This window comes from Mesorhizobium sp. M0088 (genome assembly GCF_040322895.1).
GTDB lineage: Bacteria > Pseudomonadota > Alphaproteobacteria > Rhizobiales > Rhizobiaceae > Mesorhizobium.
On the sequence record NZ_JAMYUI010000001.1, the window covers coordinates 250,796 to 271,479 of the forward strand.

Consider the following 20,684-nt stretch of genomic DNA (forward strand, 5'->3'; position numbering starts at 1 on the left):
GCAAGGCCGACTGGATATATGGCAAGAATCTCCCTGAAGCTCGACGAATTGATCGACGGCGAAGCCTTGCGCCGCGAGATGACCGCGCTGACCGCGGCCACGGCGGATGATGGCTCAGGGCAGGCCGCGCGCAATGGCGTGCTCCAACTGCTCAAGGGACGACTGGCGGAAGGGCGCGCCATTGCCGAACGAATGCTGATGGACGATGGCGGCGGCAGCGCCTGCGCGGCGCGGCTGTCGCATCTCATGGACGAGATCATCCGGGCGCTTTACGATTTCGCCGTCACCCATGTCTACCGGGTCAAGAACCCGTCCTCGGCGGAGCGCATGGCCGTCGTCGCTGTCGGCGGCTACGGCCGTGGAACGCTGGCGCCCGGATCCGACATCGACCTTCTGTTCCTGCTGCCCTACAAGCAGACGCCGTGGGGCGAACAGACAGTCGAATACATGCTCTACATGCTGTGGGACCTGGGGCTGAAGGTCGGCCACGCCACCCGTAACATCGACGAATGCCTGCGCCTGTCGCGCACCGATGTCACCATTCGCACCTCGATCCTCGAAGCACGTTTCCTGTGGGGCGAGGAAAAGCTCTATGATGAACTGATGCTGCGGTTCGATCATGAGGTGGTGCGCACGACCGGCCCCGAATATGTCCAGGCCAAGCTTGCCGAACGCGATGACCGCCATGCCAAGGCCGGCGAAAGCCGCTATCTGGTCGAGCCCAACGTCAAGGACGGCAAGGGCGGCCTGCGCGACCTGCAGACGCTGTTCTGGATCGGCAAATATTTCTATCGGGTGCGTACCGGCGAGGAACTGGTCGACAAGGGCGTCTTCACCGAGGGCGAATACCGCGAGTTCCAGAAGGCGGAGGATTTCCTGTGGGCGGTACGCTGCCACATGCATTTCCTCACCGGCAAGGCCGAAGAGCGGTTGCATTTCGACATCCAGCGCGAGATCGCCGAACGGCTCGGCTACACCACACACCCCGGCCTGTCGGCGGTCGAGCGCTTCATGAAGCACTACTTCCTCGTTGCCAAGGACGTCGGCGACCTGACCCGCATCTTCTGCGCGGCGCTCGAGGAGGAGCAGGCCAAGCACGTTCCTGGCTTCAACCGCATCTTCCTGACTTTCTCCAGGCGCAAACGCAAGCTGGCCGGCACCTCCGATTTCATTGTCGACAACCACCGCATCAACATCGCCGACAACCAGGTGTTCGAGCGCGATCCGGTCAATCTGCTCAGGCTGTTCTGGTTCGCCGACAAGCACGGTCTGGAATTCCACCCTGACGCGCTCAAGCTGCTGACCCGTTCGCTCGGCCTGGTCAACAAGTCGCTGCGGCGCGACGAGGAGGCCAACCGGCTGTTCCTCGACATATTGACCTCGGATCGCAATGCCGAACTCAATCTGCGTCGCATGAACGAAGCCGGACTGCTCGGCAAGCTGATCCCGGATTTCGGCAAGATCGTCGCCATGATGCAGTTCTCGATGTACCACCACTACACGGTGGACGAGCATCTGATCCGCTGCATCGGCGTGCTGGCCGAGATCGAGCGCGGCGACGGCGAAAAGGTCCACCCCCTCTCGCACACGCTGATGCCGAGCCTGAAGAAGAGCCGCGAAGCGCTCTATGTCGCCGTACTGCTGCACGACATCGCCAAGGGCAGGCCGGAGGACCATTCCGAGGCGGGGGCCAGGATCGCCCGTCGGATCTGCCCGCATATGGGGCTGTCGCCTGCCGATACCGAAACCGTGGCCTGGCTGGTCGAGAACCACCTCGTGATGTCGATGACGGCGCAGACCCGCGACCTCAACGACCGCAAGACCATCGAGGATTTTGCCGCGATCGTGCAGTCGGTCGAGCGGCTGAAGCTGCTTTTGATCCTCACCGTCTGCGACATCAGGGGCGTCGGACCCGGTGTCTGGAACGGCTGGAAGGGCCAGCTGCTGCGCACGCTCTACTACGAGACCGAATTGCTGCTGACCGGCGGGTTTTCGGAAGTGTCGCGCGCGCAGCGCACGGCGGCGGCGCGCGAGCGCCTGGCCGAGGCGCTTGCCGACTGGCCGGACAAAGCCCGCAAGCGCTATGTCGGCCAACACTACGAGAATTACCTTTTGACCGTCGATCTCGCAGACCAGTTGCGCCATGCCGAGTTCATCCGCGAAGCCGACGTGTCAGGCAACAAGCTTGCCACCATGGTCAAGACCCACCAGTTCGAGGCGGTGACCGAAATCACCGTGCTGGCGCAGGACCACCCCCGTCTGCTCTCGGTCATCGCCGGGGCTTGCGCCGGAGCCGGCGGCAACATTGTCGACGCGCAGATCTTCACGACGTCGGATGGCCGCGCCCTCGACACGATCCTGATCAGCAGAGAATTCGATCGCGACGAGGACGAGCGCCGGCGTGCCGAGCGTGTTGGCCGGCTGATCGAGGACGTGCTGTCGGGCAAGAGTTGGCTGCCGGAAATGATCGAGAAGCGCACGAAGCCGCGGCGCGGCTCCAAGGTGTTCAAGATCCCACCGCGCGCCGAAATCCGCAACACGCTGTCGAACCGTTTTTCGGTCATCGAGGTCGAGGGCCTCGACCGGCCGGGACTGCTGTCGGAGATCACCGGAACGCTTTCCGACCTGTCGCTCGACATCGCATCGGCCCACATCACCACCTTCGGCGAAAAGGTCATCGACACTTTCTATGTCACCGATCTCACTGGCCAGAAGATAGATAGCCCGGCCCGCATCGCCACCATCCGCAATCGGCTGATGGCAACGCTCGAAGGCATCGTGCCCGAACGCGGCGGCAAGCCCAGGGCGGCGGCCGAGTGACAACGACCATCACTTTGTCCCAATTGCGCAGGCAGTTCCCAAAAGCATGAGCCTCGTCAAGAAATTCGCAACGGTCGCTTCCGGCACGCTGATGAGCCGCGCGCTCGGTTTCGGCCGCGAGATGCTGATGGCTGCTGCACTCGGTACCGGACCGGTTGCCGATGCCTTCAACGCCGCTTTCCAGTTTCCCAACACCTTTCGCCGGCTGTTTGCCGAGGGGGCCTTCAACGCCGCCTTCGTGCCGCTGTTCGCCAAGGAGATCGAGACCCACGGTACCGAAGGCGCCAAGCGCTTTTCCGAGGAAGTGTTCGGCGTGCTGTTCACGGCGCTGCTGGCGCTGACGATCATCATGGAACTGTCGATGCCGCTGATCGTGCGCTATCTGGTGGCGCCGGGTTTTGCCGGCACGCCGGGGAAGTTCGACACCACGGTGACGCTGGCAACGATCATGTTTCCCTATCTGATCTGCATGTCGCTGGGCGCGATGATGGCGGGCATGCTGAATTCGCTGCGCCGCTATTTCGCCGCCGCGGTGGCCCCGGTGTTCCTCAACATCATCCTGATCGGCGTGCTCGCCTATGCCTGGTACAAGGGCTCGGATGCCCTCACCGTCGGCTACGGGCTGTCCTGGGGCGTGCTTGCCGCCGGACTGGTGCAACTGGCGATCGTCTGGGTGGCGGTGCGCCACGCCGGCATCTCGATCGGCTTCCGCCGGCCGAAAATGACGCCCGCGGTCAAGCGGCTGCTGATCCTGGCGCTGCCGGCGGCCATCACCGGCGGCATCACCCAGATCAACCAGCTGATCGGCACGGCGATCGCCTCGGCGCAGAACAGCGCGGTATCCTCGCTCGCCTATGCCGACCGCATCTACCAATTGCCGCTCGGCGTGGTCGGTGTTGCGGTGGCGATCGTGCTGTTGCCCGAATTGTCGCGGGCGCTGAAGTCGGGCAATCTGATCGAGGCGGCCAATCTGCAGAACCGCTCGGTCGAGTTCACGCTGTTCCTGACCCTGCCGGCAGCCGCGGCACTCTGGGTGATGTCGGAGCCGATCGTGCGGCTGGTCTATGAGCGCGGCGCGTTCGCCGCCAACGGCTCGACGCCGACGGTGGCGGCGATCCTGGCGATCTTCGGCCTCGGCCTGCCGGCCTTCGTGCTGATCAAGGCGTTCACCCCAGGCTATTTCGCCCGCGAGGACACACGCACGCCGATGATCTTTGCCGCCATCTCGGTGGCGGTGAACGTCACCACGGCGCTGACGCTGTTTCCACGGATGGGCGCGCCCGGCATCGCGGTGGCCTCGGCAGTCGCCGGCTGGGTCAACGCGGTGATGCTGCTCGGCGTCTTGATCCGGCGCGGCCATTGGGGGCGCGACGTGCCGCTGATGAAGCGCATTCCACGGCTGGTGCTGTCGGCGGCCGTAATGGGGGCGGCACTCTATTTTGCCGAGCACTGGTTCGCCGTCAGGCTCGGGCCGGGCTCGCCGCTGGTGGTCAAGGCGACGACGCTGCTGTCGCTGGTTGCCGGCGGAGCGCTGCTTTATTTCATCACCGCCTTCGCCACAGGCGGTGCCGATTTCGGCATGATCCGACGCAACGTCAAGCGGGGATCGGGCAAGTCGGCGCCACCGGTCGCAAAGACCGACCTGGACGAGTAGAGCGCCCGACACGCCCGCAGCGCCGTCTTGATCGCAGCGCCGTCTTCGTCCATAAGCGCGCCGTCGCAAGACTTTCGCCGCGCGCGGTTTCCAGCCGCGCGATTGGCTCCGAAAAGTCTGCAGCTTTTCGGAATCACGCTTATACGGCCCTCCACAAGCCATGAGGACAATCATGACCGCCTTCAAGCCACTCGTCTTTTCCGGTGTCCAGCCGACCGGCAATCTGCATCTCGGCAACTATCTCGGCGCCATCAAGAAATTCGTTGCCCTGCAGGACACCTCCGATTGCATCTATTGCGTCGTCGACCTGCATTCGCTGACAGCCCAACTCGTTTATGAAGACCTAGCCGATCAGACGCGGTCGATCACCGCTGCGTTCCTTGCCTCGGGCATCGACCCGAAGAAGCACATCGTCTTCAACCAGTCGCGGGTCATGCAGCACGCCGAGCTTGCCTGGATCTTCAATTGCGTGGCGCGCATCGGCTGGATGAACCGCATGACGCAGTTCAAGGACAAGGCCGGCAAGGATCGCGAGAACGCTTCGCTCGGCCTGCTTGCCTATCCTTCGCTGATGGCTGCCGACATCCTGCTCTACCGTGCCACCCACGTGCCGGTGGGCGAGGACCAGAAGCAGCATCTGGAACTCACCCGCGACATCGCACAGAAATTCAACAACGACTTCTCCGACCGCATCGCGGCCCTTGGCGTCGGCGTCGAGATGCAGGTCGGCGAAGAGACCGTGAACGGCTATTTCCCGCTGACCGAACCGGTCATCGGCGGGCCGGCGGCGCGCATCATGTCGCTGCGCGACGGCTCCAAGAAAATGTCCAAATCGGACCCGTCGGATCTGTCGCGCATCAACCTGACCGACGATGCCGACGACATCTCGAAGAAGATCCGCAAGGCCAAGACCGACCCGGAAGCGTTGCCGAGCGAGCTGGACGGCCTGGCCGGCCGACCCGAGGCGGAGAACCTGGTCGGCATCTATGCGGGTCTCGCCGAGATGTCGAAGGCGGATGTACTCAAGGAATTCGCCGGCCAGCAGTTTTCCGTGTTCAAGCCGGCCTTGGCCGATCTTGCAGTGGAAAAACTGGCGCCGATCGCCAGCGAGATGCGCCGCATTTCGGATGACCGCGCCTATGTCGACGCGGTGCTCAAGGATGGCGGCGAGCGCGCCGGCGTGCTGGCCGAAGCGACGATGAAGACGGTGCGCGACATTATCGGCCTGCTGCAGGGCTGATCGCGACATCGGGTGCACTGGCACAAGGCCGGCGGCTTGCCGCCGGTCCCCCGCAGTGGCAGATTGCGGCCGCAAGACACCGAGTAGATAGACATGGTCTCCAAACGCCTCAGCCGCGAAGCCGGCCATCGCAGGAAATTCCTGACGATCATCGACGACACGCCGGAATGTGAGCGCGCCGTCGCCTATGCCTCGAAACGGGCGCAGAGCACCAGCGGCACGCTGGTGCTGCTCTATGTCATCGTGCCGGACGATTTCCAGCATTGGCTGGGTGTCGAGAAGATCATGCGCGAGGAAGCCAACGCCACCGCGCGCGCCGCGCTCGACAGCTATGCCAACAAGGTGCGCCAGAAGCTCGGCATCGAGCCCGAGATGGTGGTGCGCGAAGGCAAGCCGACGGAAGAGATCCACAAATTGATCGAGGAAGACCAGGACATCGCCATCCTGGTGCTGGCCGCCGGTGCGGGCAAGGAAGGCCCGGGGCCACTGGTCGGCGCCGTGGCCGGCAAGGGTGCCGCCTTCCCGATCCCGGTGACTGTCGTGCCGCAGAACCTGTCGGACGAGGAAATCGACAGCCTGGCCTGAGATTCTGCTCTTCAGGTGATGCTGGTCCGATGATGGCGCGAAAAAACATTCCGCCGGCCAGCTGTTCCGGCGATGCGTTTCGCTTGAATGTCCAGCCAATTGAGCCTATTTAGAATTGTTCCAAACTAGATGCCCAAACGGGCACGGAGACGGCCATGTTCATCCAGACCGAATCGACGCCAAACCCGGCGACGCTGAAATTCCTGCCCGGCAAGGAAGTGCTTCTGGAAGGCACCGCCGATTTCCGCGATGCGGACAGCGCCGCCGTCGCCTCGCCGCTGGCCGGCCGGCTGTTCGAAATTCCTGGCGTCACCGGCGTTTTCTTCGGCTATGACTTCATCACCGTGACCAAGGATGGCCCCGACTGGCAGCATTTGAAGCCGGCGATCCTCGGCGCCATCATGGAGCATTTCATGTCCGGCGCGCCCGTCATGGCCAAGGCTGGCCCGGCCGCAGAGACCAGCCAGACCGGTGAGTTCTACGACAAGGCCGACGAGGAGCTGGTCATCACCATCAAGGAACTGCTCGATACACGGGTGCGCCCGGCGGTCGCCCAGGATGGAGGCGACATCACCTTCCGCGGCTTCGAGAACGGCACGGTGTTCCTGCACATGAAGGGCGCCTGCGCCGGCTGCCCGTCCTCGACGGCGACGCTGAAGCACGGCATCCAGAACCTTCTGCGCCATTTCGTGCCGGAAGTGCAGCAGGTCGAGCAGGTCTCGTAGAGACCTCCTTCTCGAGGCATTAGAGGCAAACAACAAAAAACCGGGCCGAATTGCCCGGTTTTCTGCTTGGGACGTCCGTTGTTGCCTAGACGGTCCGCGTACGAAAACTGCCTCTAGAGAACGATGACCTTGGCGCCGACCGAGGCGCGGTCATAGAGGTCGATAATGTCCTGATTCATTAGGCGGATGCAGCCAGACGACATAGCCTTGCCGATCGAATTCCATTCCGGGCTGCCATGCAGGCGATAGCCCGAATCGCCGCCCTTGTTGAACAGGTACATGGCGCGCGCGCCGAGCGGGTTCTTCAGGCCCGGCTCCATGCCGCCGGCAAACTTTTCCAATTCCGGCTGGCGCTGGATCATCTGCCTCGGCGGTGTCCAGGTCGGCCATTCGCGCTTGAGCGCAATGTGGGCGGTGCCATGCCACTCGAAGCCCTCGCGGCCGACGCCGATGCCGTAGCGAATGGCCCTGCCGTCGCCCTCGATGAAGTAGAGGAACTTGTTCTGCGTATCGACTATGATCGTGCCCGGCTTTTCCGGGCTGTCGTAGTTCACTTCCTGCCGATGGTACTTCATCGGCACTTTCTCGATCGGGATCCGCGGCAGCTGATAACCGGCGTCGGTGACCGCGCCGTAGTCGTTGGAGAAGATCTGCGAGCCGATGGTGCTGCAACCGGCGATAGCAGTGGAGAGCGCCAGTGCGGCGATGATTGCAAACGACTTCATGCGCATCAGGTGATCCGGTGCCCCGCCCAACTTCGGCGGCACGAGTCGGCCGCTCTCTCATCGTCATTCATGCTGGCATTTGCTTTGCTTGCCAAGCGCGCGATGCCTATATGCCTGCCTTGACGTACCGGTAAGCGTATCACTATGGCATTTTGGCAACAGGACTCACAGGATTGTGAAGCAAATTCAAGGGGCCTGCTCCATGGGCTCCTGGAAATCGAGGAGAACCGTCATGAATGTCGGTGACGCCGCCCACCGCTCCGGCCTGCCGGCCAAGACTATCCGCTACTATGAAGAGATCGGCCTGATCGCCCCGGCGCGGGCCGCCAACGGCTACCGCGATTATTCCGGAGACGACATCCATCGGCTGGCCTTCCTGCGCCGCGCGCGCAATCTGGGCTTTTCCATCGACGATTGCCGCCAGTTGATGGCGCTTTACCAGGATCGCAGCCGCGCCAGCCAGAACGTGCGCGAAATCGCCGCCGCCCATGTCACGGCGATCGAGGAGAAAGTGCGCGAGTTGCAGTCGATGCGCTCGACGCTGCAGAAACTGATCCATGCCTGCCACGGCGACGAGAGGCCGGATTGTCCGATCCTTGATGACATGGCGGGGGCGGCGTTGCCCAACGACAAGGGCGCCTCTGCGCCTGCACAATGACCGTACGTCGACGAGGCCCGACGCTTGGTCGACTCCTGCCGGAAGGACATCCGCAATGGTCTCGATGACCGTCGAACTGCGCAATGTGGAGGACACGCAAGCCGCCATGGGCTGGGCCGGCGGCCACACGATCATCGTCGACCGGCCCGAAGGCAAGGCTGGCGGCATGGGCCTGGGCTTCAATGGCGGCCAACTGCTCGCCCTGGCGATCGGCGGCTGCTTCTGCAACGACCTTCGCTACGTCGCCGAGGAAATGGGTGTAACGCTCAACAAGATCGCGGTGACCGTCACGCTGAACCTCGAAGGCAAGCCTTTGCTCGCGACCTCGTCAATCATGAAGGTTTCATGCACGACGCTGGACGGCTCCGACCCGGCGGAGATCATCACAAGGGCCGCGGCGATTTCCACGGTCAGCAACTCCCTGCGCCAGGGCGTGCCGGTGAGCATCGAAACGGACGCAACGGCGACCGGCTTGTCGGAGGAATGATCCCTGGGAACAGGCGCATTTGGCCGCGTGGATTGTCGGAGACCGCTAAAAAGATCCGCCGCCGGCACGGCAGGGGGATTGACCCAATTTTCTTCGGCATCTGGGCGCGTCAATCTGCCGCTCTATGTCTTCCCTTGTCGCAATGATCAACGATGGAGGTTGGCATGGATCGGCGATTGTTTCTGACTGGAATGCTTGGGCTTGCAGGGGCTGCGACCGTCGTCGCAATCGCGCGTCCTGCCACCGCCCTGGCCGGCATCCCTGATACGGGGCCCGGCATTCTCGATGAACTCGACAAATCATCCGACGACATTCTCGGCCCGGATGGTCCCGATGTTCAGGACGGCGTCGAGTTCGTGCGGCACCGCAGATGGCACCGCCGCCGTCGCCGACGCGGGTGGAGGCGGGTTTGCCGTCGCTATTGGCGCAATGGTTCTTGGCGCCGCAGATGTTTCCGCAGATCCTTCTGGATCCACTTCTGACGGGATCACCAAACGCGAAGGCTCCGGCATCCGCCGGAGCCTTCGCTATCGCTGCGGGCTTGAATCCAATCGGCAAAAAAGGCCCGCCGCCCCTCGGCAGCGGGCAGGTCCTGGAGTGCCGGGGGATCAACCCGGCATGGGATCAACGAGCGGATCACCGGTTGGTTGCAGGGATCGGCCCGGTAGTCTTCCTTTGGGTGGACCGCCACCGGGCCTGACCGGAGCGGGGTGTATTGGGGGAGCCCCGGCTGCTTCCAAAATATCACCTTTCACTTAAATTAGCTTTAGCTAATTTACAGAAAGCCATGCGCCACCCGCAGATGGGTTGCGCCTTCACGGAAATGTCGAAGTGACGTCTCCCTGCTTATGCAATTCGACATTCGCGGAACTAAAGCGGTTGCATCTGACTTTGGTTGGTAACGCGCAAAGACTTTTTTCCTGCTATCTTAAAGCTGCCAATTGGAAGTTGCCCGGCGCGGCACATCAGGTCGATTCGCGCTGACGATCTCTCTGTTTTTCGAGGAACTGCTTGGCGTGTTCCGCCCAATCAGCCGCCGTGACCTTGTGCTCCTGAACGGACTTTCTGAAAGCCTTGCGCAGAGCGTCAAGGTCAAAGGCCCACATTTGTTCACCATCAGTGCTGTTCAATTTTGCGCCGCCCGTCCCCATGAGAACGATGGTGTGCACCACAAGCTCAATCTTTCAAGGATTAATGCCTGACCTCTTTTGGGTATATCCGGGTATATCGAATATATAGTCGCTTGCATAAAGGCGGTTATGTACTTTGCGAACATACGCTGCCATGTGCTAGGTTTTTGACCTCACCACAGGGCGGGGATTTCGTTTTGGCAGTGCATCATCCGATTGCCTTTTGCCCGGTTCATGGTGTTTTCCAAGCGACCGCAATTGCCATCACTGGCAATTCCTCAGGGACTTTTCTTCACTCCCGAACCAATTGCCCGCAATGTGGTGCGATGTCGGAAATTCTTCCGGGCCGATACGAGACGACAGGCGACCGGATGAACATCTTACTTGACGACAGCATTTCCCCGGCTGCGCTTGGTGCGTTGCGCGAGATCGTAAGGCGGCTTCAGCGTAACGAGATCACCCCAGCCCAAGCTACAGTGCAGGCGGAAAGCATCACCCCAAAGGCCGGCAAGCTCTTTGATGTCGCTGACTGGTCGGACGGTGCGAAAGCCACGCTCTACGCATCCATCATTGGAGCTATCGCTTTGGTCGCGGCCGCCAAGATGTCCTCATCAGGCGGGGGCGATCAGCCTCCAATTGTCATTGAGAACATTATTGAGACCCGGACAAACTCGCTACGAGATTCAACGTCGCTGCCACATATCCCCATTCCAACGCCGCGACCAAAATAACACCACTTAGGACGCCTGTCGGCACGCTAACAAAAACAGGTTCAAACCGTGAACAAAATCTGGCATGGTGCCTGGCATGCCGATCATCTCCCCCATCCTCATCAATCCTCTCATCGACGGCCGCCAGTCCGAACGCGCCATGCTGGTGCGGCGCGGCGTACAGCGGCTGCTCATGGATATGGGCGCACATGTGTTGCCCGAACTGTCGCTGGCCACGGGCCGCCGCGCCGACCTCGTCGCGCTGACCCGGCAGGGCGATATCTGGATCATCGAGATCAAATCCTCGATCGAGGATTTCAGGGTCGACCGCAAATGGCCCGACTACCGGCTGCATTCCGACCGCTTCTTCTTCGCCACCCATCCCGGCGTGCCCTCGGAGATATTTCCCCAGGAGTGCGGCTTCATCCTCTCCGACGGCTACGGCGCCGAGATCCTGCGCGATGCGCCCGAGCACCGCATGGCAGCGGCAACGCGCAAAGCGCTGATGCTGCGGATCGCGCGGGCCGGCGCTTCGCGGCTGCTGGCGGCAGAGCTTGCCGGCGTGTCGGTGCCGGCGCTGGAGGGTGAGAGCGAGTAGCGATTGTCCCCCAAGTCCTAAGACTGCCTCTACTCTTCACCGTCCTCCACGCCACCCCTGGCGGGCGCCATGAGCAGCACGGCAGCGCCCAGGATAGCGGCGATGAAGGAACCGGCGAGGATGCCGACCTTGACCGCGTCCTGCAACGCCACATCGCCGGCGAAGGCGAGCAGGCCGATGAACAGGCTCATGGTGAAACCGATGCCGCACAGCAGCGATATGCCGATCATGTGCGTCCAGCCGGCATTGGCGGGCAGGTCGGCAAGACCGAGCCTAATGGCAAGTGCCGAGGAGCCGAACACGCCGACCAGCTTGCCGACCACCAGGCCGGCGGCGACACCCAGCGTCAACGGCTCAATCAGCGCACTGACGCTGAGACCGGCGAGCGAAACGCCGGCATTGGCAAAGCCGAAGATCGGGATGACGACGAAGGCCACAATCTTGTGCAGGCCGTGCTCGAGCCGGTGCAGGGGCGAACGGTCGAGATCGTGGCCGATCCCGGCGGAACGCTCAAGCGGGATGGTCAGCGCCAGCGCCACGCCAGCGAGCGTGGCATGGACGCCGGATTTCAGAACCAGCACCCACAGGATGACGCCGAGCACGAGATAGGGAACCAGCGTCATCACCCGCATGCGGTTGAGCACGACAAGCGCGGCAATGACGGCGAAGGCAGCACCCAGATAAGCCAGCGAAAGGCCGCTGGTGTAGAAGATGGCGATGATGATGACGGCACCGAGGTCGTCGATGATGGCGAGTGCTGTGAGGAACACCTTCAGCGAAGCCGGCACGCGGCTGCCGAGCAGCGACAGCACGCCGAGTGCGAAAGCGATGTCGGTGGCGGTCGGGATCGCCCAGCCGGATAGGGCTGCCGCATTGTTGCGGTTGACGGCGACATAGACGAGTGCCGGAACCAGCATGCCGCCGGCGGCGGCGATGCCGGGCAGCACGCGCCGGGGCCAGGTGGAGAGCTGGCCGTCCAGCATCTCGCGCTTGATCTCCAGTCCGACGAGCAGGAAGAACACCGCCATCAGCCCGTCATTGACCCAGTGCGAGACACTGAGCGGGCCGAGATAGGCGTGGAGCGCGGAGAAGTAGGTTTCGGCGAGCGGCGAATTGGCGACGATCAGGGCCAGTGCCGCCGCCACCATCAGGATGATGCCGCCGGCCGCTTCGCTATCGAGAAATTCGCGGAAGACGGAAACCGGCCGCTGCTTCAGATCCTGCATGTCGCCTCCGTTAAGCCGCCTGTTTGGCGGGCTTCATTGTCCAAGCGCTAGCGCCGCCCCTCACCTGCCTGCCGGCATCCTCTCCCCGTATAGTGACGGGGAGAGGATGCCGTCATTTATGATTTCGCCAATCACCAACGTTACAGAAATTACGCCTAGGTTGCGGCTAGCCCCTTCTCCCCGTCACTATACGGGGAGAAGTGCCCGGCAGGGCGATGAGGGGCGGCGCTGACTTCGGCGATTGGGCCCTCTCCGCCGCTGGTTACAAACTTGGCCCCAAGCGACACCCTGCGATCCTAACGTGGCGCGCGCTTGGCCAGTATGCGCTGCAAGGTGCGGCGGTGCATGTTGAGCCGGCGCGCTGTCTCGGAGACGTTGCGCTCGCACATCTCATAGACGCGCTGGATATGCTCCCAACGGACGCGGTCGGCCGACATCGGGTTTTCAGGCGGCGCCGCGCGCTCGCCGGCGGTGCGGGTGAGTGCAGCGAAGATATCATCGGCGTCGGCGGGCTTGGAGAGATAATCGACCGCACCGAGCTTCACCGCGGTCACCGCGGTGGCGATGTTGCCATAGCCGGTCAGGATGATGGTGCGGGAATCCTCACGCTTTTCGCGGATGGCCGCGACCACGTCGAGGCCGTTGCCGTCGCCGAGCCGCATGTCGACCACGGCGTAGGCGGGTGGATTGGCGCGCGCCTTGGCAACCGCCTCCTCGACGCTCTCGGCCGTCTCGACCACGAAGCCCCTGGCTTCCATGGCGCGGGCCAGACGCGTGAGGAACGGCTTGTCGTCATCGACGACAAGCAGCGAGGTGTCCTCGCCTTCAACCATTGCGCCAATATTCTCGTCGCCTGTCATAGTCTCAAAATTCCTGCTGCCTTAATTTTACGCAAATATAGTTCCTGAGCCCGATTGTCCAATTTTTAGAGGTCCTTCAAGGCTCTCAGGCGGTGTCGAACATGCTGGCCGAAGTGATTTCCGGATTGAGGAACACACCACGCGGCCACGATATCTGTACCATGGCGCCCTCGCCCAGGCCGCTCGAATTGCGGAAATCGAGCACGGCACCGGAGCGTTCGAGCAGGGTCTTGGCGATGAACAGGCCGAGGCCCAGACCGCCGCCGGTTTCATTGCCCTGACGCGTCGACATATAGGGCTCGCCGATGCGGTCGATGATCTCGGCCGGAAAGCCGGGGCCGTCATCTATGATCGAGAAGGTGACGGTGGCCTCGTCCCAGCTCCAGTGCACGGTGACGCTTTTGCGGGCGAAATCGACGGCGTTCTCGACCAAATTGCCGAGGCCGTAGATGACGCCCGGATTGCGTCGCCCGACCGGCTCGGGGCCGATGCGTTCGCCGGGCCGAAGCTTGATCGAGATGCCGAAGTCCCGGTGCGGCGCGGTGACCTCCTCGACCAGCGAGGTCAATGGCAGCCGAGAAAGATGCGCTTCGCCCTCGGAGGACAGGCTGGTCAGCCGCTTGAGAATCTCGCGGCAACGCTCGCTCTGCGAACGCAACAGCGTTACGTCTTCCCCATATTTCGGATCCTTGCCGAGCGCCTTTTCCATCTCCTTGGCGACAAGCGCGATGGTGGCGAGCGGCGTGCCGAGCTCGTGCGCGGCCGCCGCGGCCAGCCCGTCGAGGGCCGAAAGGTGCTGCTCGCGCTGCAGCACCAGCTCGGTTGCGGCGAGCGCATTTGCCAGAAGCCGGGCTTCGGCGGCCACCCGGAAGGCGTATATGGCGGTGAAGGCGATCGAGGACAGCACCGCCATCCACATGCCCGCGACATAGAGAAAAGGCATCGCCAGCGGCGCGTCCTCATGCCAGGGCAGCGGCAGGTGGACAAAGACCAGAAAGGTCGCCGCCGACATGACCAGCCCGCCGAGGATGGCGGTCAGGCGCAGGGGCAGCGATGTCGCCGAAATGACGACAGGCACGGTCATCAGCAACGAGAACGGGTTGGTGAGGCCTCCGGTCATGTAGAGCAGGCCGGCAAGCTGCAGGCTGTCGAAGATGAGGATGCCGAAGGCGGCAAGCGGCGTCAGCCGGTGCGCCGCCGGAAATCGGAAGGCGAGAAACAGGTTCATCCAGGCCGAACAGGCGATCAGGGCAAAGCAGAGGCTGACCGGCAGCGGAAACTTCAGCCCATAGGCGACGACGAGCACCGTCAGGCTCTGACCGACAATGGCAAGCCAGCGCAACCGGATCAGCGTGTTGAGGCGCAGTCTCTGGCTCTGCTGGAAATCGGGCGAACGCAAAACGTTGATCATGGCCATGAATTACAGCCGCGAAGCGGCAAACGCTAGGTACAGCCCCAATCCGAGGAGTCGGAACGGAGCTCTACTTCTTGTTTGAGCATGATCTTTTCCAAAAACCGGCTTCCACTTTTTGGGATCATGCTCTGGGTTTGGCGCGGGCGGTGGCGGTCGCGAGCAGCGGGTTTTCCGGCCAGACATGCTTGGGATAGCGGCCGCGCATGTCGGCGCGCACATCGGCCCAGGAGCCGCGCCAGAAGCCGGGCAGGTCGCGCGTCGTCTGGATCGGCCGGTGTGCCGGCGACAGGAGTTCGAGCGTCAGCGGCACGGCGCCATTGGCGATCGAAGGATGGCGGTCGAGGCCGAACAGCTCCTGCACGCGAATCGCCAGCACCGGCCATTCGCCGTCATAGCGGATCGGCACATGGCTGCCCGACGGAGCACCGAAATGGGTCGGCGCCAGCGTATCGATCCTGCGCTGCAGATCGTGTGGCACGAGGCTGGCCAGCCCGGCCGAGACAACGCCCGCATCGATGGCGGCAAAGGATGCCGCGCCGGACAGGTAAGGCAGCAGCCAGTCGTCGAGGCGCTCGATGAGGGCGTCATCCGCCATGTCGGGCCAGGGCGCGCCAAGGCCGCGATGCAACCAGCCAAGCCGCTGGCGCAGCGTTTGCGCCTCCTTGCTCCAATTCAGCAGCGACAGCCCGTGCTGGCGCACCGCATCGAGGACGTCGCGGTCGGCGTCAGCACCGATTGGCGGCGGCAGCATGCGCTCGGCAAGCGTGATGGCGCCAAGGCGCACGGTTTCGCGGACGCGCACGGCGCGCTTGTCGCGGTCGAAGCTCGTTTCACGGCGGACCTCGATCCTGTCCGCCAGCGCGGCGCGGACATTGTCCTCGCCGATCGCTGCCGCCGCCGTGATGCGCGCATTCTGTGCCTTGCCCTGCAGGTCGGCGACGACCAGAAAGGGCTCGCCCGCCAGCGGGTCGGCGGCGTCGAGCATGGCGCCAGAGCCGTTGGCCAGCACGAAACGGCCACGCTCGCCACGCGCCTTCGCCACCCGATCCGGCCAGGCGTGGACGAGCAGGGGACCGGCGGCCGCAGCTTCGCTGCCCTTCGCCCCGCCAGCCTGCCTTGCCAGCCTTTCGGCGAGCTGCTTGGCGGCGGTAGCGCGCGGAGATCTTTCCCCGCGAAAGCGCATCAGCCGTCGCTCCAGATCGGCGCCGTCGCCACCAAGGCCGCGTTCGGTGAGCAGCACGGCAAGCATCGCCGCCTCGAAGGCATGGCCGCTCCGGGCTGCCTCGGCAACCATGTGCGCCAACCGCACCGGCAGAGCGAGCTTGCGCATCGCTGCACCCGCCTCCGTCAGGCGCCCCGTCTCGTCGATGGCATCCAGCGCGCGTAGTAGCCCCCTTGCCTCATTAAGGGCCGGAACAGGCGGCGGATCGAGAAAAGCGAGCCCTGCCGGATCGGCAACGCCGAAGGCAGCGCAATCGAGCAGCAGTCCGGACAGATCGGCCTCAAGGATTTCCGGCGGCGTGAAGGCGGGGAGTGCAGCCGTCTGCTCGGCCCGCCACAACCGGATGGCGACGCCTGGCTGCGTGCGCCCGGCACGGCCGGCGCGCTGGTCGGCGGAAGCCTTGCTGACGCGCACGGTCTCCAACCGGGTGAGGCCGCTGGCCGGCTCATAGCGCGGCAGCCGCGACAGGCCCGAATCGATGACGACGCGCACGCCGTCGATGGTGATCGAGGTTTCGGCGATCGAGGTGGCCAGCACCACCTTGCGGCGGCCGGCCGGCGGCGGCTTGATCGCCGCGTCCTGCGCCTTGCCGTCGAGCATGCCGTAGAGCGGGACGATGTCGGTATCGGTGCCGACCTTGCCGGCCAGCCGTTCGGCGGTGCGCTCGATCTCGCGCTGGCCGGGCAGGAAGGCAAGCACGCTGCCGCTCTCGTCGGCAAGGGCAGCGCGGATCGCCTTGGCCATCGCGTCCTCGATGGCGATGCCGGCGGGGCGTTCGTCATACCGGATGTCTACGGGGAAGGCGCGACCCTCGCTTTCGACGACCGGCGCGCCCGACATGAGTTTGGCGACACGCGCGCCGTCGAGCGTCGCCGACATCACTGCCAAGCGCAGATCCGGCCTGAGCGCCCCTTGGACGTCGAGCGCCAGAGCGAGACCAAAATCGCCGTCGAGCGAGCGCTCGTGGAATTCGTCGAAAATGACAGCCGAAACACCGGGCAGTTCGGGATCGTCGAGGATCATGCGCGCCAGCACGCCTTCGGTGACGACCACGATCCTGGTCTTTGCCGAAATGCGGTTTTCCATGCGCATGGCATAGCCGACGGTGGCGCCAGGTTCCTCACCAAGCAATTCAGCCATCCGGCGGGCGGCGGCGCGGGCGGCGAGCCGGCGCGGTTCAAGCAGGATGATCTTGCCGGCGCCGAGCCAAGGCGCGTCAAGCAGCGCCAGCGGCACCAGCGTCGTCTTGCCGGCGCCCGGCGGCGCCACCAGCACGGCGCTGTTGCCATGGCCGAGCGCTTCCGTCAGCGCCGGCAGCACGGCGGATACAGGAAGCTCCGGCAGGGGTTTTGTGGTCATGGCGCCCGCATATCAGCGGTTACGGCCAAGGCGCAACCAGAGTCGGTTTAAAGCCGGGTGCGCGAAAACGGGTTCCAGCGCACGGTGCCCAGCCGCGCTTCCTCACGAACCATGGTCAAAAGGCCGGCGCCGCCAACGACCGCCAGGCCAACCAGCGACAGCCCGTCCGGATATTCCTGGAAGAACAACGCGCCGAGGATCACCGCCCAGGCGATCTGCGAATAATGCGTCGGCGCGACGCGGTTGGCGGGCGCGTATTTCATGGCCAGCAGCTGCAGGAATTGTCCACCCGCGGTGAAGGCACCGGCCATTGCCAGCCACAGCAACTGCTTTCCGCTGGGAACAGTAAAGGCGGTGGCGGCGGCACCGATGCCGTTGAACAGCAGGCCGCAACCGACCAGCACGCCGAGCATGGTGGTGCGCTTTTCCTGCTGCGCCAGCGAGCGCATCAGGATGACGCTGGTGGCCGCGAGGAAAGCAACGCCGAAGGCGGCAAGATGGCCGAGATTGAGTTCGCGAAAGCCAGGCCGCACCACCAGCATGACGCCGGCAAAACCGGCGACCACCGCCAGCCAGCGCCAGGGGCCGACCTTCTCCTTGAGGATCACCGTGGAGAGAATGGTGACGCAGAGCGGCGCCAGGAAGATCAGCGCATAGGACTCGGCCAGAGGAATGGTGGTGAAGGCGTAGACGCTGAGCACGCCGGAAGCGATGCCCGCCCAGGCGCGCGCCTGCACCGCCCATGGTCTTTTGGTACGCCAGAAATCGCGCCAGCGTTCGCCCGCAGGTCGCGTGAAGAACAGGAAGAAGCCCGCGAACAAAGTTATGAAAAAGCCGATCTCGAAGATCGTGAGTTGACCGCCCAGGCTTTTGACAACGGCATCGCTGCCCGAATAGCTTGCGTAGGCGATCAGGGCGAGCAGGATTCCGTTCGTCACGTTGTTCCAGTTCCGGGGAGAGAGTGATTTGAAAATCCTGGCGCTCGGTGCCCATCCGGACGACATCGAGATCTTCATGTTCGGTACGATGGCCGCCTATGCCGCGCAAGGCGCAGAGCTCACTTTTGCCATGGCCACGGATGGTGCCAGGGGCGGCACGAGTGATCCCGCTGTTCTCGCTCGTGTCCGTCGCGATGAAGCAACGGCCGCGGCTGCGCTGGTAGGCGCGATGCCACGCTTCCTCGACTTCCCGGACGGCGAGTTGGTGGCCGATGCAGCGCTGATCGGAGCTCTGAAAGCACTGATTGGTCAAACCGGCCCGGATCTGGTGATCACGCATGCGCCCAACGACTATCATGCCGACCATCGCGCGCTGTCGGACGGCGTGCGCATCGCGGCGTCTTTCGCCGTCCCGGTGCTGCATGCCGACACGATGGGAGGCACCGGTTTTTCGCCGACGCACTATGTCGACATTTCCGCCCATGCCGACGTCAAGGCCGAAGCGATCCGAATGCATCAGTCGCAGGATCCCGACCGCTTCGTCGACATCGCGCGGACACAGAACGCCTTTCGCGCCGGCCAGTGCAACGGCGCGCAAGGCTCCTCGGCCGAAGCCTTCCGCTTCGAACCGTCGTTCCCGTTCGCCGATATCCGTATGCTGCTGCCGCCGGCACCGCCGATCCGGAAGGTGATGGTGAGCACCAGAAGGGTCGGTTGAGAAGCCGAGGCGACCCCACGTCCTGGTCACAATCGGCCTGAACAGCTTCGGTAAGCCGACCAGCGAGCCGCGCTTCTCCAACGTTTTCAGACATCGCGACAAACATGCTGCGGCGCAGCAACGAATTCGCTTGCTTTGTTTAGTAAAAATTGCATCACTAAACAAATTACTAAACATCCGCAGCGTACCGCGCAGCCATGTTTGGGCCCCTGAGGAGAGGGGTTGAGGGCTTTTTGAAACCGTCATCCGGGCGCGTTTCGCAAATGGGAGGAAGTCATGAAATCGAGCTTGAAACTGGCGTTGGGACTGACCTCGGCGATCACAGCGTCGACAGCCGTCTCGAACGTCGCGCACGCTGAAGACCTGACGCTGTGCTGGGCCGCCTGGGACCCGGCCAACGCGCTTGTCGAACTGTCCAAGGATTTTACCAAGGAAACCGGCATCGGCATGAAATTCGAGTTCGTGCCATGGACCAACTATGCCGACCGTTTCCTCAACGAGCTGAACTCGCACGGCAAATTGTGCGACCTGATCATCGGCGACAGCCAGTGGATCGGCGGCGCTGCCGAGAACGGCCATTACGTCAAGCTGAACGACTTCTTCGACAAGGAGAAGATCAGCATGGACGATTTCGTGCCGGCAACCGTCGTCGGCTATTCGGAATGGCCGAAGAACACGCCGAACTACTGGGCGCTGCCGGCCATGGGCGACGTCGTCGGCTGGACCTATCGCAAGGACTGGTTCTCCAAGCCGGAACTGCAGAAGGAATTCAAGGAGAAGTACGGTTGGGATCTCGGCCCGCCGACCACTTTCGACCAGTTGAAGCAGGTCGCCGAGTTCTTCCAGAAGCGTGAGATCGACGGCAAGACCGTCTACGGCGCCTCGATCTACACCGAGCGCGGCTCGGAAGGCATCACCATGGGCGCCATGGACGTGCTCTACAGCTATGGCTTCCAGTACGAAAACCCCAAGAAGCCCTACGAAATGGAAGGCTTCGTCAACTCCGACAAGTCGGTGAAGGGCCTGGAGTTCTACAAGGCGCTCTATGATTGCTGCACCCCGCCCGGCGCGTCGAACAGCTACATGGGCGAAGGGGTCGACGCCTTCAAATCCGGCCAGGTGGCGATGCACATGAACTTCGCCTTCACGTGGCCGGGCCTGCAGAAGGACGAGAATGTCGGCGGCGACAAGATCGGCTACTTCGTCAACCCGAAGGGGCCTGACGGCGAGCAGTTCGCCCAGCTCGGCGGCCAGGGTATCTCAGTGGTGTCCTATTCCGACAAGCAGGAATCGGCGCTGAAATACATCAAGTGGTTCGCCAACAAGGAGGTGCAGGCCAAATGGTGGTCGCTCGGCGGTTATTCCTGCCTCAACGCGGTGGTCAAGGACCCGGGCTTCCCGGCCAGCCAGCCCTACGCGCAGACCTTCCTCGACTCGATGGCCATCGTGAAGGACTTCTGGGCCGAGCCGAGCTACGCCCCGCTGCTGCAGGCCTCGCAGAAGCGTTTCCACGACTATGTCGTCGCCGGCCAAGGTTCGGCCAAGGATGCGCTGGACGGCCTGGTCAAGGACTGGACGCAGGTCTTCCAGGACGACGGTAAGATGTAACTGGGGC

General features: G+C 63.4%; 18 protein-coding genes. 11 read left to right on the forward strand and 7 right to left on the reverse strand.

The features are described from left to right. Positions 1-18 precede the first annotated feature (18 nt). The 5 genes from NKJ67_RS01145 (at position 19) to NKJ67_RS01165 (ending at position 7,024) form a co-directional block, all read left to right on the forward strand. Positions 19-2,820 (forward strand): [protein-PII] uridylyltransferase, encoded by a 2,802-nt coding sequence (locus tag NKJ67_RS01145; RefSeq protein WP_352580171.1) that lies wholly within the window; start codon positions 19-21, stop codon positions 2,818-2,820. 46 nt (positions 2,821-2,866) lie between these two features. Then, positions 2,867-4,474: a murein biosynthesis integral membrane protein MurJ gene (gene murJ, locus NKJ67_RS01150; RefSeq protein ID WP_127271141.1), complete on the forward strand. Its 1,608-nt coding sequence runs from the start codon at positions 2,867-2,869 to the stop codon at positions 4,472-4,474. Between the two features lie 172 nt (positions 4,475-4,646). Next, positions 4,647-5,714, forward strand: a complete 1,068-nt coding sequence (gene trpS / locus NKJ67_RS01155; RefSeq protein ID WP_027039719.1) for a tryptophan--tRNA ligase — start codon at positions 4,647-4,649, stop codon at positions 5,712-5,714. A gap of 93 nt (positions 5,715-5,807) precedes the next feature. Then, positions 5,808-6,299, forward strand: a complete 492-nt coding sequence (locus NKJ67_RS01160) for a universal stress protein (protein ID WP_013528063.1) — start codon at positions 5,808-5,810, stop codon at positions 6,297-6,299. A 155-nt stretch (positions 6,300-6,454) separates the two neighbouring features. Next, a complete protein-coding gene (locus tag NKJ67_RS01165; protein WP_023811631.1) occupies positions 6,455-7,024 on the forward strand; it encodes a NifU family protein in 570 nt (189 codons plus the stop codon). Positions 7,025-7,137: 113 nt separating this feature from the next. Here NKJ67_RS01165 and NKJ67_RS01170 read toward each other — a convergent pair whose 3' ends face one another. Beyond that, complete coding sequence (locus NKJ67_RS01170) at positions 7,138-7,755, reverse strand: L,D-transpeptidase (protein WP_013528066.1); 618 nt, start codon at positions 7,753-7,755, stop codon at positions 7,138-7,140. Between the two features lie 226 nt (positions 7,756-7,981). On the opposite strand from NKJ67_RS01170, the gene cueR reads away from it, so the two are divergent. Together cueR and NKJ67_RS01180 are read left to right on the forward strand one after the other, a co-directional pair. After that, on the forward strand, positions 7,982-8,407 hold the full coding sequence (cueR, locus tag NKJ67_RS01175; RefSeq protein WP_128307715.1) for a Cu(I)-responsive transcriptional regulator: 426 nt from the start codon (positions 7,982-7,984) through the stop codon (positions 8,405-8,407). 55 nt (positions 8,408-8,462) lie between these two features. Further along, positions 8,463-8,894, forward strand: coding sequence for an OsmC family protein (locus NKJ67_RS01180; RefSeq protein WP_127382669.1), 432 nt, complete (start codon positions 8,463-8,465; stop codon positions 8,892-8,894). Between the two features lie 965 nt (positions 8,895-9,859). Here NKJ67_RS01180 and NKJ67_RS01185 read toward each other — a convergent pair. Then, the gene (locus NKJ67_RS01185; protein ID WP_352580172.1) at positions 9,860-10,063 is read right to left on the reverse strand and encodes a hypothetical protein; all 204 of its coding nucleotides are present in this window, start codon (positions 10,061-10,063) and stop codon (positions 9,860-9,862) included. Between the two features lie 158 nt (positions 10,064-10,221). Between NKJ67_RS01185 and NKJ67_RS01190 the strand changes: the two genes are divergently transcribed. Beyond that, on the forward strand, positions 10,222-10,755 hold the full coding sequence (locus NKJ67_RS01190) for a hypothetical protein (protein WP_352580173.1): 534 nt from the start codon (positions 10,222-10,224) through the stop codon (positions 10,753-10,755). Between the two features lie 76 nt (positions 10,756-10,831). Next, positions 10,832-11,332: an MmcB family DNA repair protein gene (locus NKJ67_RS01195; RefSeq protein ID WP_050596738.1), complete on the forward strand. Its 501-nt coding sequence runs from the start codon at positions 10,832-10,834 to the stop codon at positions 11,330-11,332. Positions 11,333-11,361: 29 nt separating this feature from the next. Here the strand turns inward: NKJ67_RS01195 and nhaA are convergent, their stop codons facing one another. From nhaA to NKJ67_RS01220, 5 genes are all read right to left on the reverse strand, one after another. Continuing rightward, positions 11,362-12,558, reverse strand: coding sequence for a Na+/H+ antiporter NhaA (gene nhaA / locus NKJ67_RS01200; RefSeq protein ID WP_127271565.1), 1,197 nt, complete (start codon positions 12,556-12,558; stop codon positions 11,362-11,364). A 296-nt stretch (positions 12,559-12,854) separates the two neighbouring features. Continuing rightward, the gene (locus tag NKJ67_RS01205) at positions 12,855-13,418 is read right to left on the reverse strand and encodes an ActR/PrrA/RegA family redox response regulator transcription factor (protein WP_013528072.1); all 564 of its coding nucleotides are present in this window, start codon (positions 13,416-13,418) and stop codon (positions 12,855-12,857) included. An 85-nt stretch (positions 13,419-13,503) separates the two neighbouring features. Beyond that, positions 13,504-14,835 (reverse strand): ActS/PrrB/RegB family redox-sensitive histidine kinase, encoded by a 1,332-nt coding sequence (locus NKJ67_RS01210; RefSeq protein WP_127383477.1) that lies wholly within the window; start codon positions 14,833-14,835, stop codon positions 13,504-13,506. 118 nt (positions 14,836-14,953) lie between these two features. Beyond that, entirely contained in the window at positions 14,954-17,413 is a 2,460-nt protein-coding gene (gene hrpB, locus NKJ67_RS01215) for an ATP-dependent helicase HrpB (RefSeq protein ID WP_352580174.1), read from the reverse strand. Positions 17,414-17,460: 47 nt separating this feature from the next. Beyond that, positions 17,461-18,351 carry a DMT family transporter gene (locus NKJ67_RS01220; RefSeq protein ID WP_127397038.1) on the reverse strand — a complete coding sequence of 297 codons (891 nt, stop codon included), beginning with the start codon at positions 18,349-18,351 and terminating at the stop codon, positions 17,461-17,463. A gap of 28 nt (positions 18,352-18,379) precedes the next feature. Here NKJ67_RS01220 and NKJ67_RS01225 point away from each other — a divergent pair, with 28 nt between their 5' ends. Beyond that, positions 18,380-19,069 carry a PIG-L deacetylase family protein gene (locus tag NKJ67_RS01225; RefSeq protein ID WP_127273168.1) on the forward strand — a complete coding sequence of 230 codons (690 nt, stop codon included), beginning with the start codon at positions 18,380-18,382 and terminating at the stop codon, positions 19,067-19,069. A 276-nt stretch (positions 19,070-19,345) separates the two neighbouring features. Further along, positions 19,346-20,677 (forward strand): ABC transporter substrate-binding protein, encoded by a 1,332-nt coding sequence (locus NKJ67_RS01230; protein ID WP_127269189.1) that lies wholly within the window; start codon positions 19,346-19,348, stop codon positions 20,675-20,677. Positions 20,678-20,684: the final 7 nt, after the last annotated feature.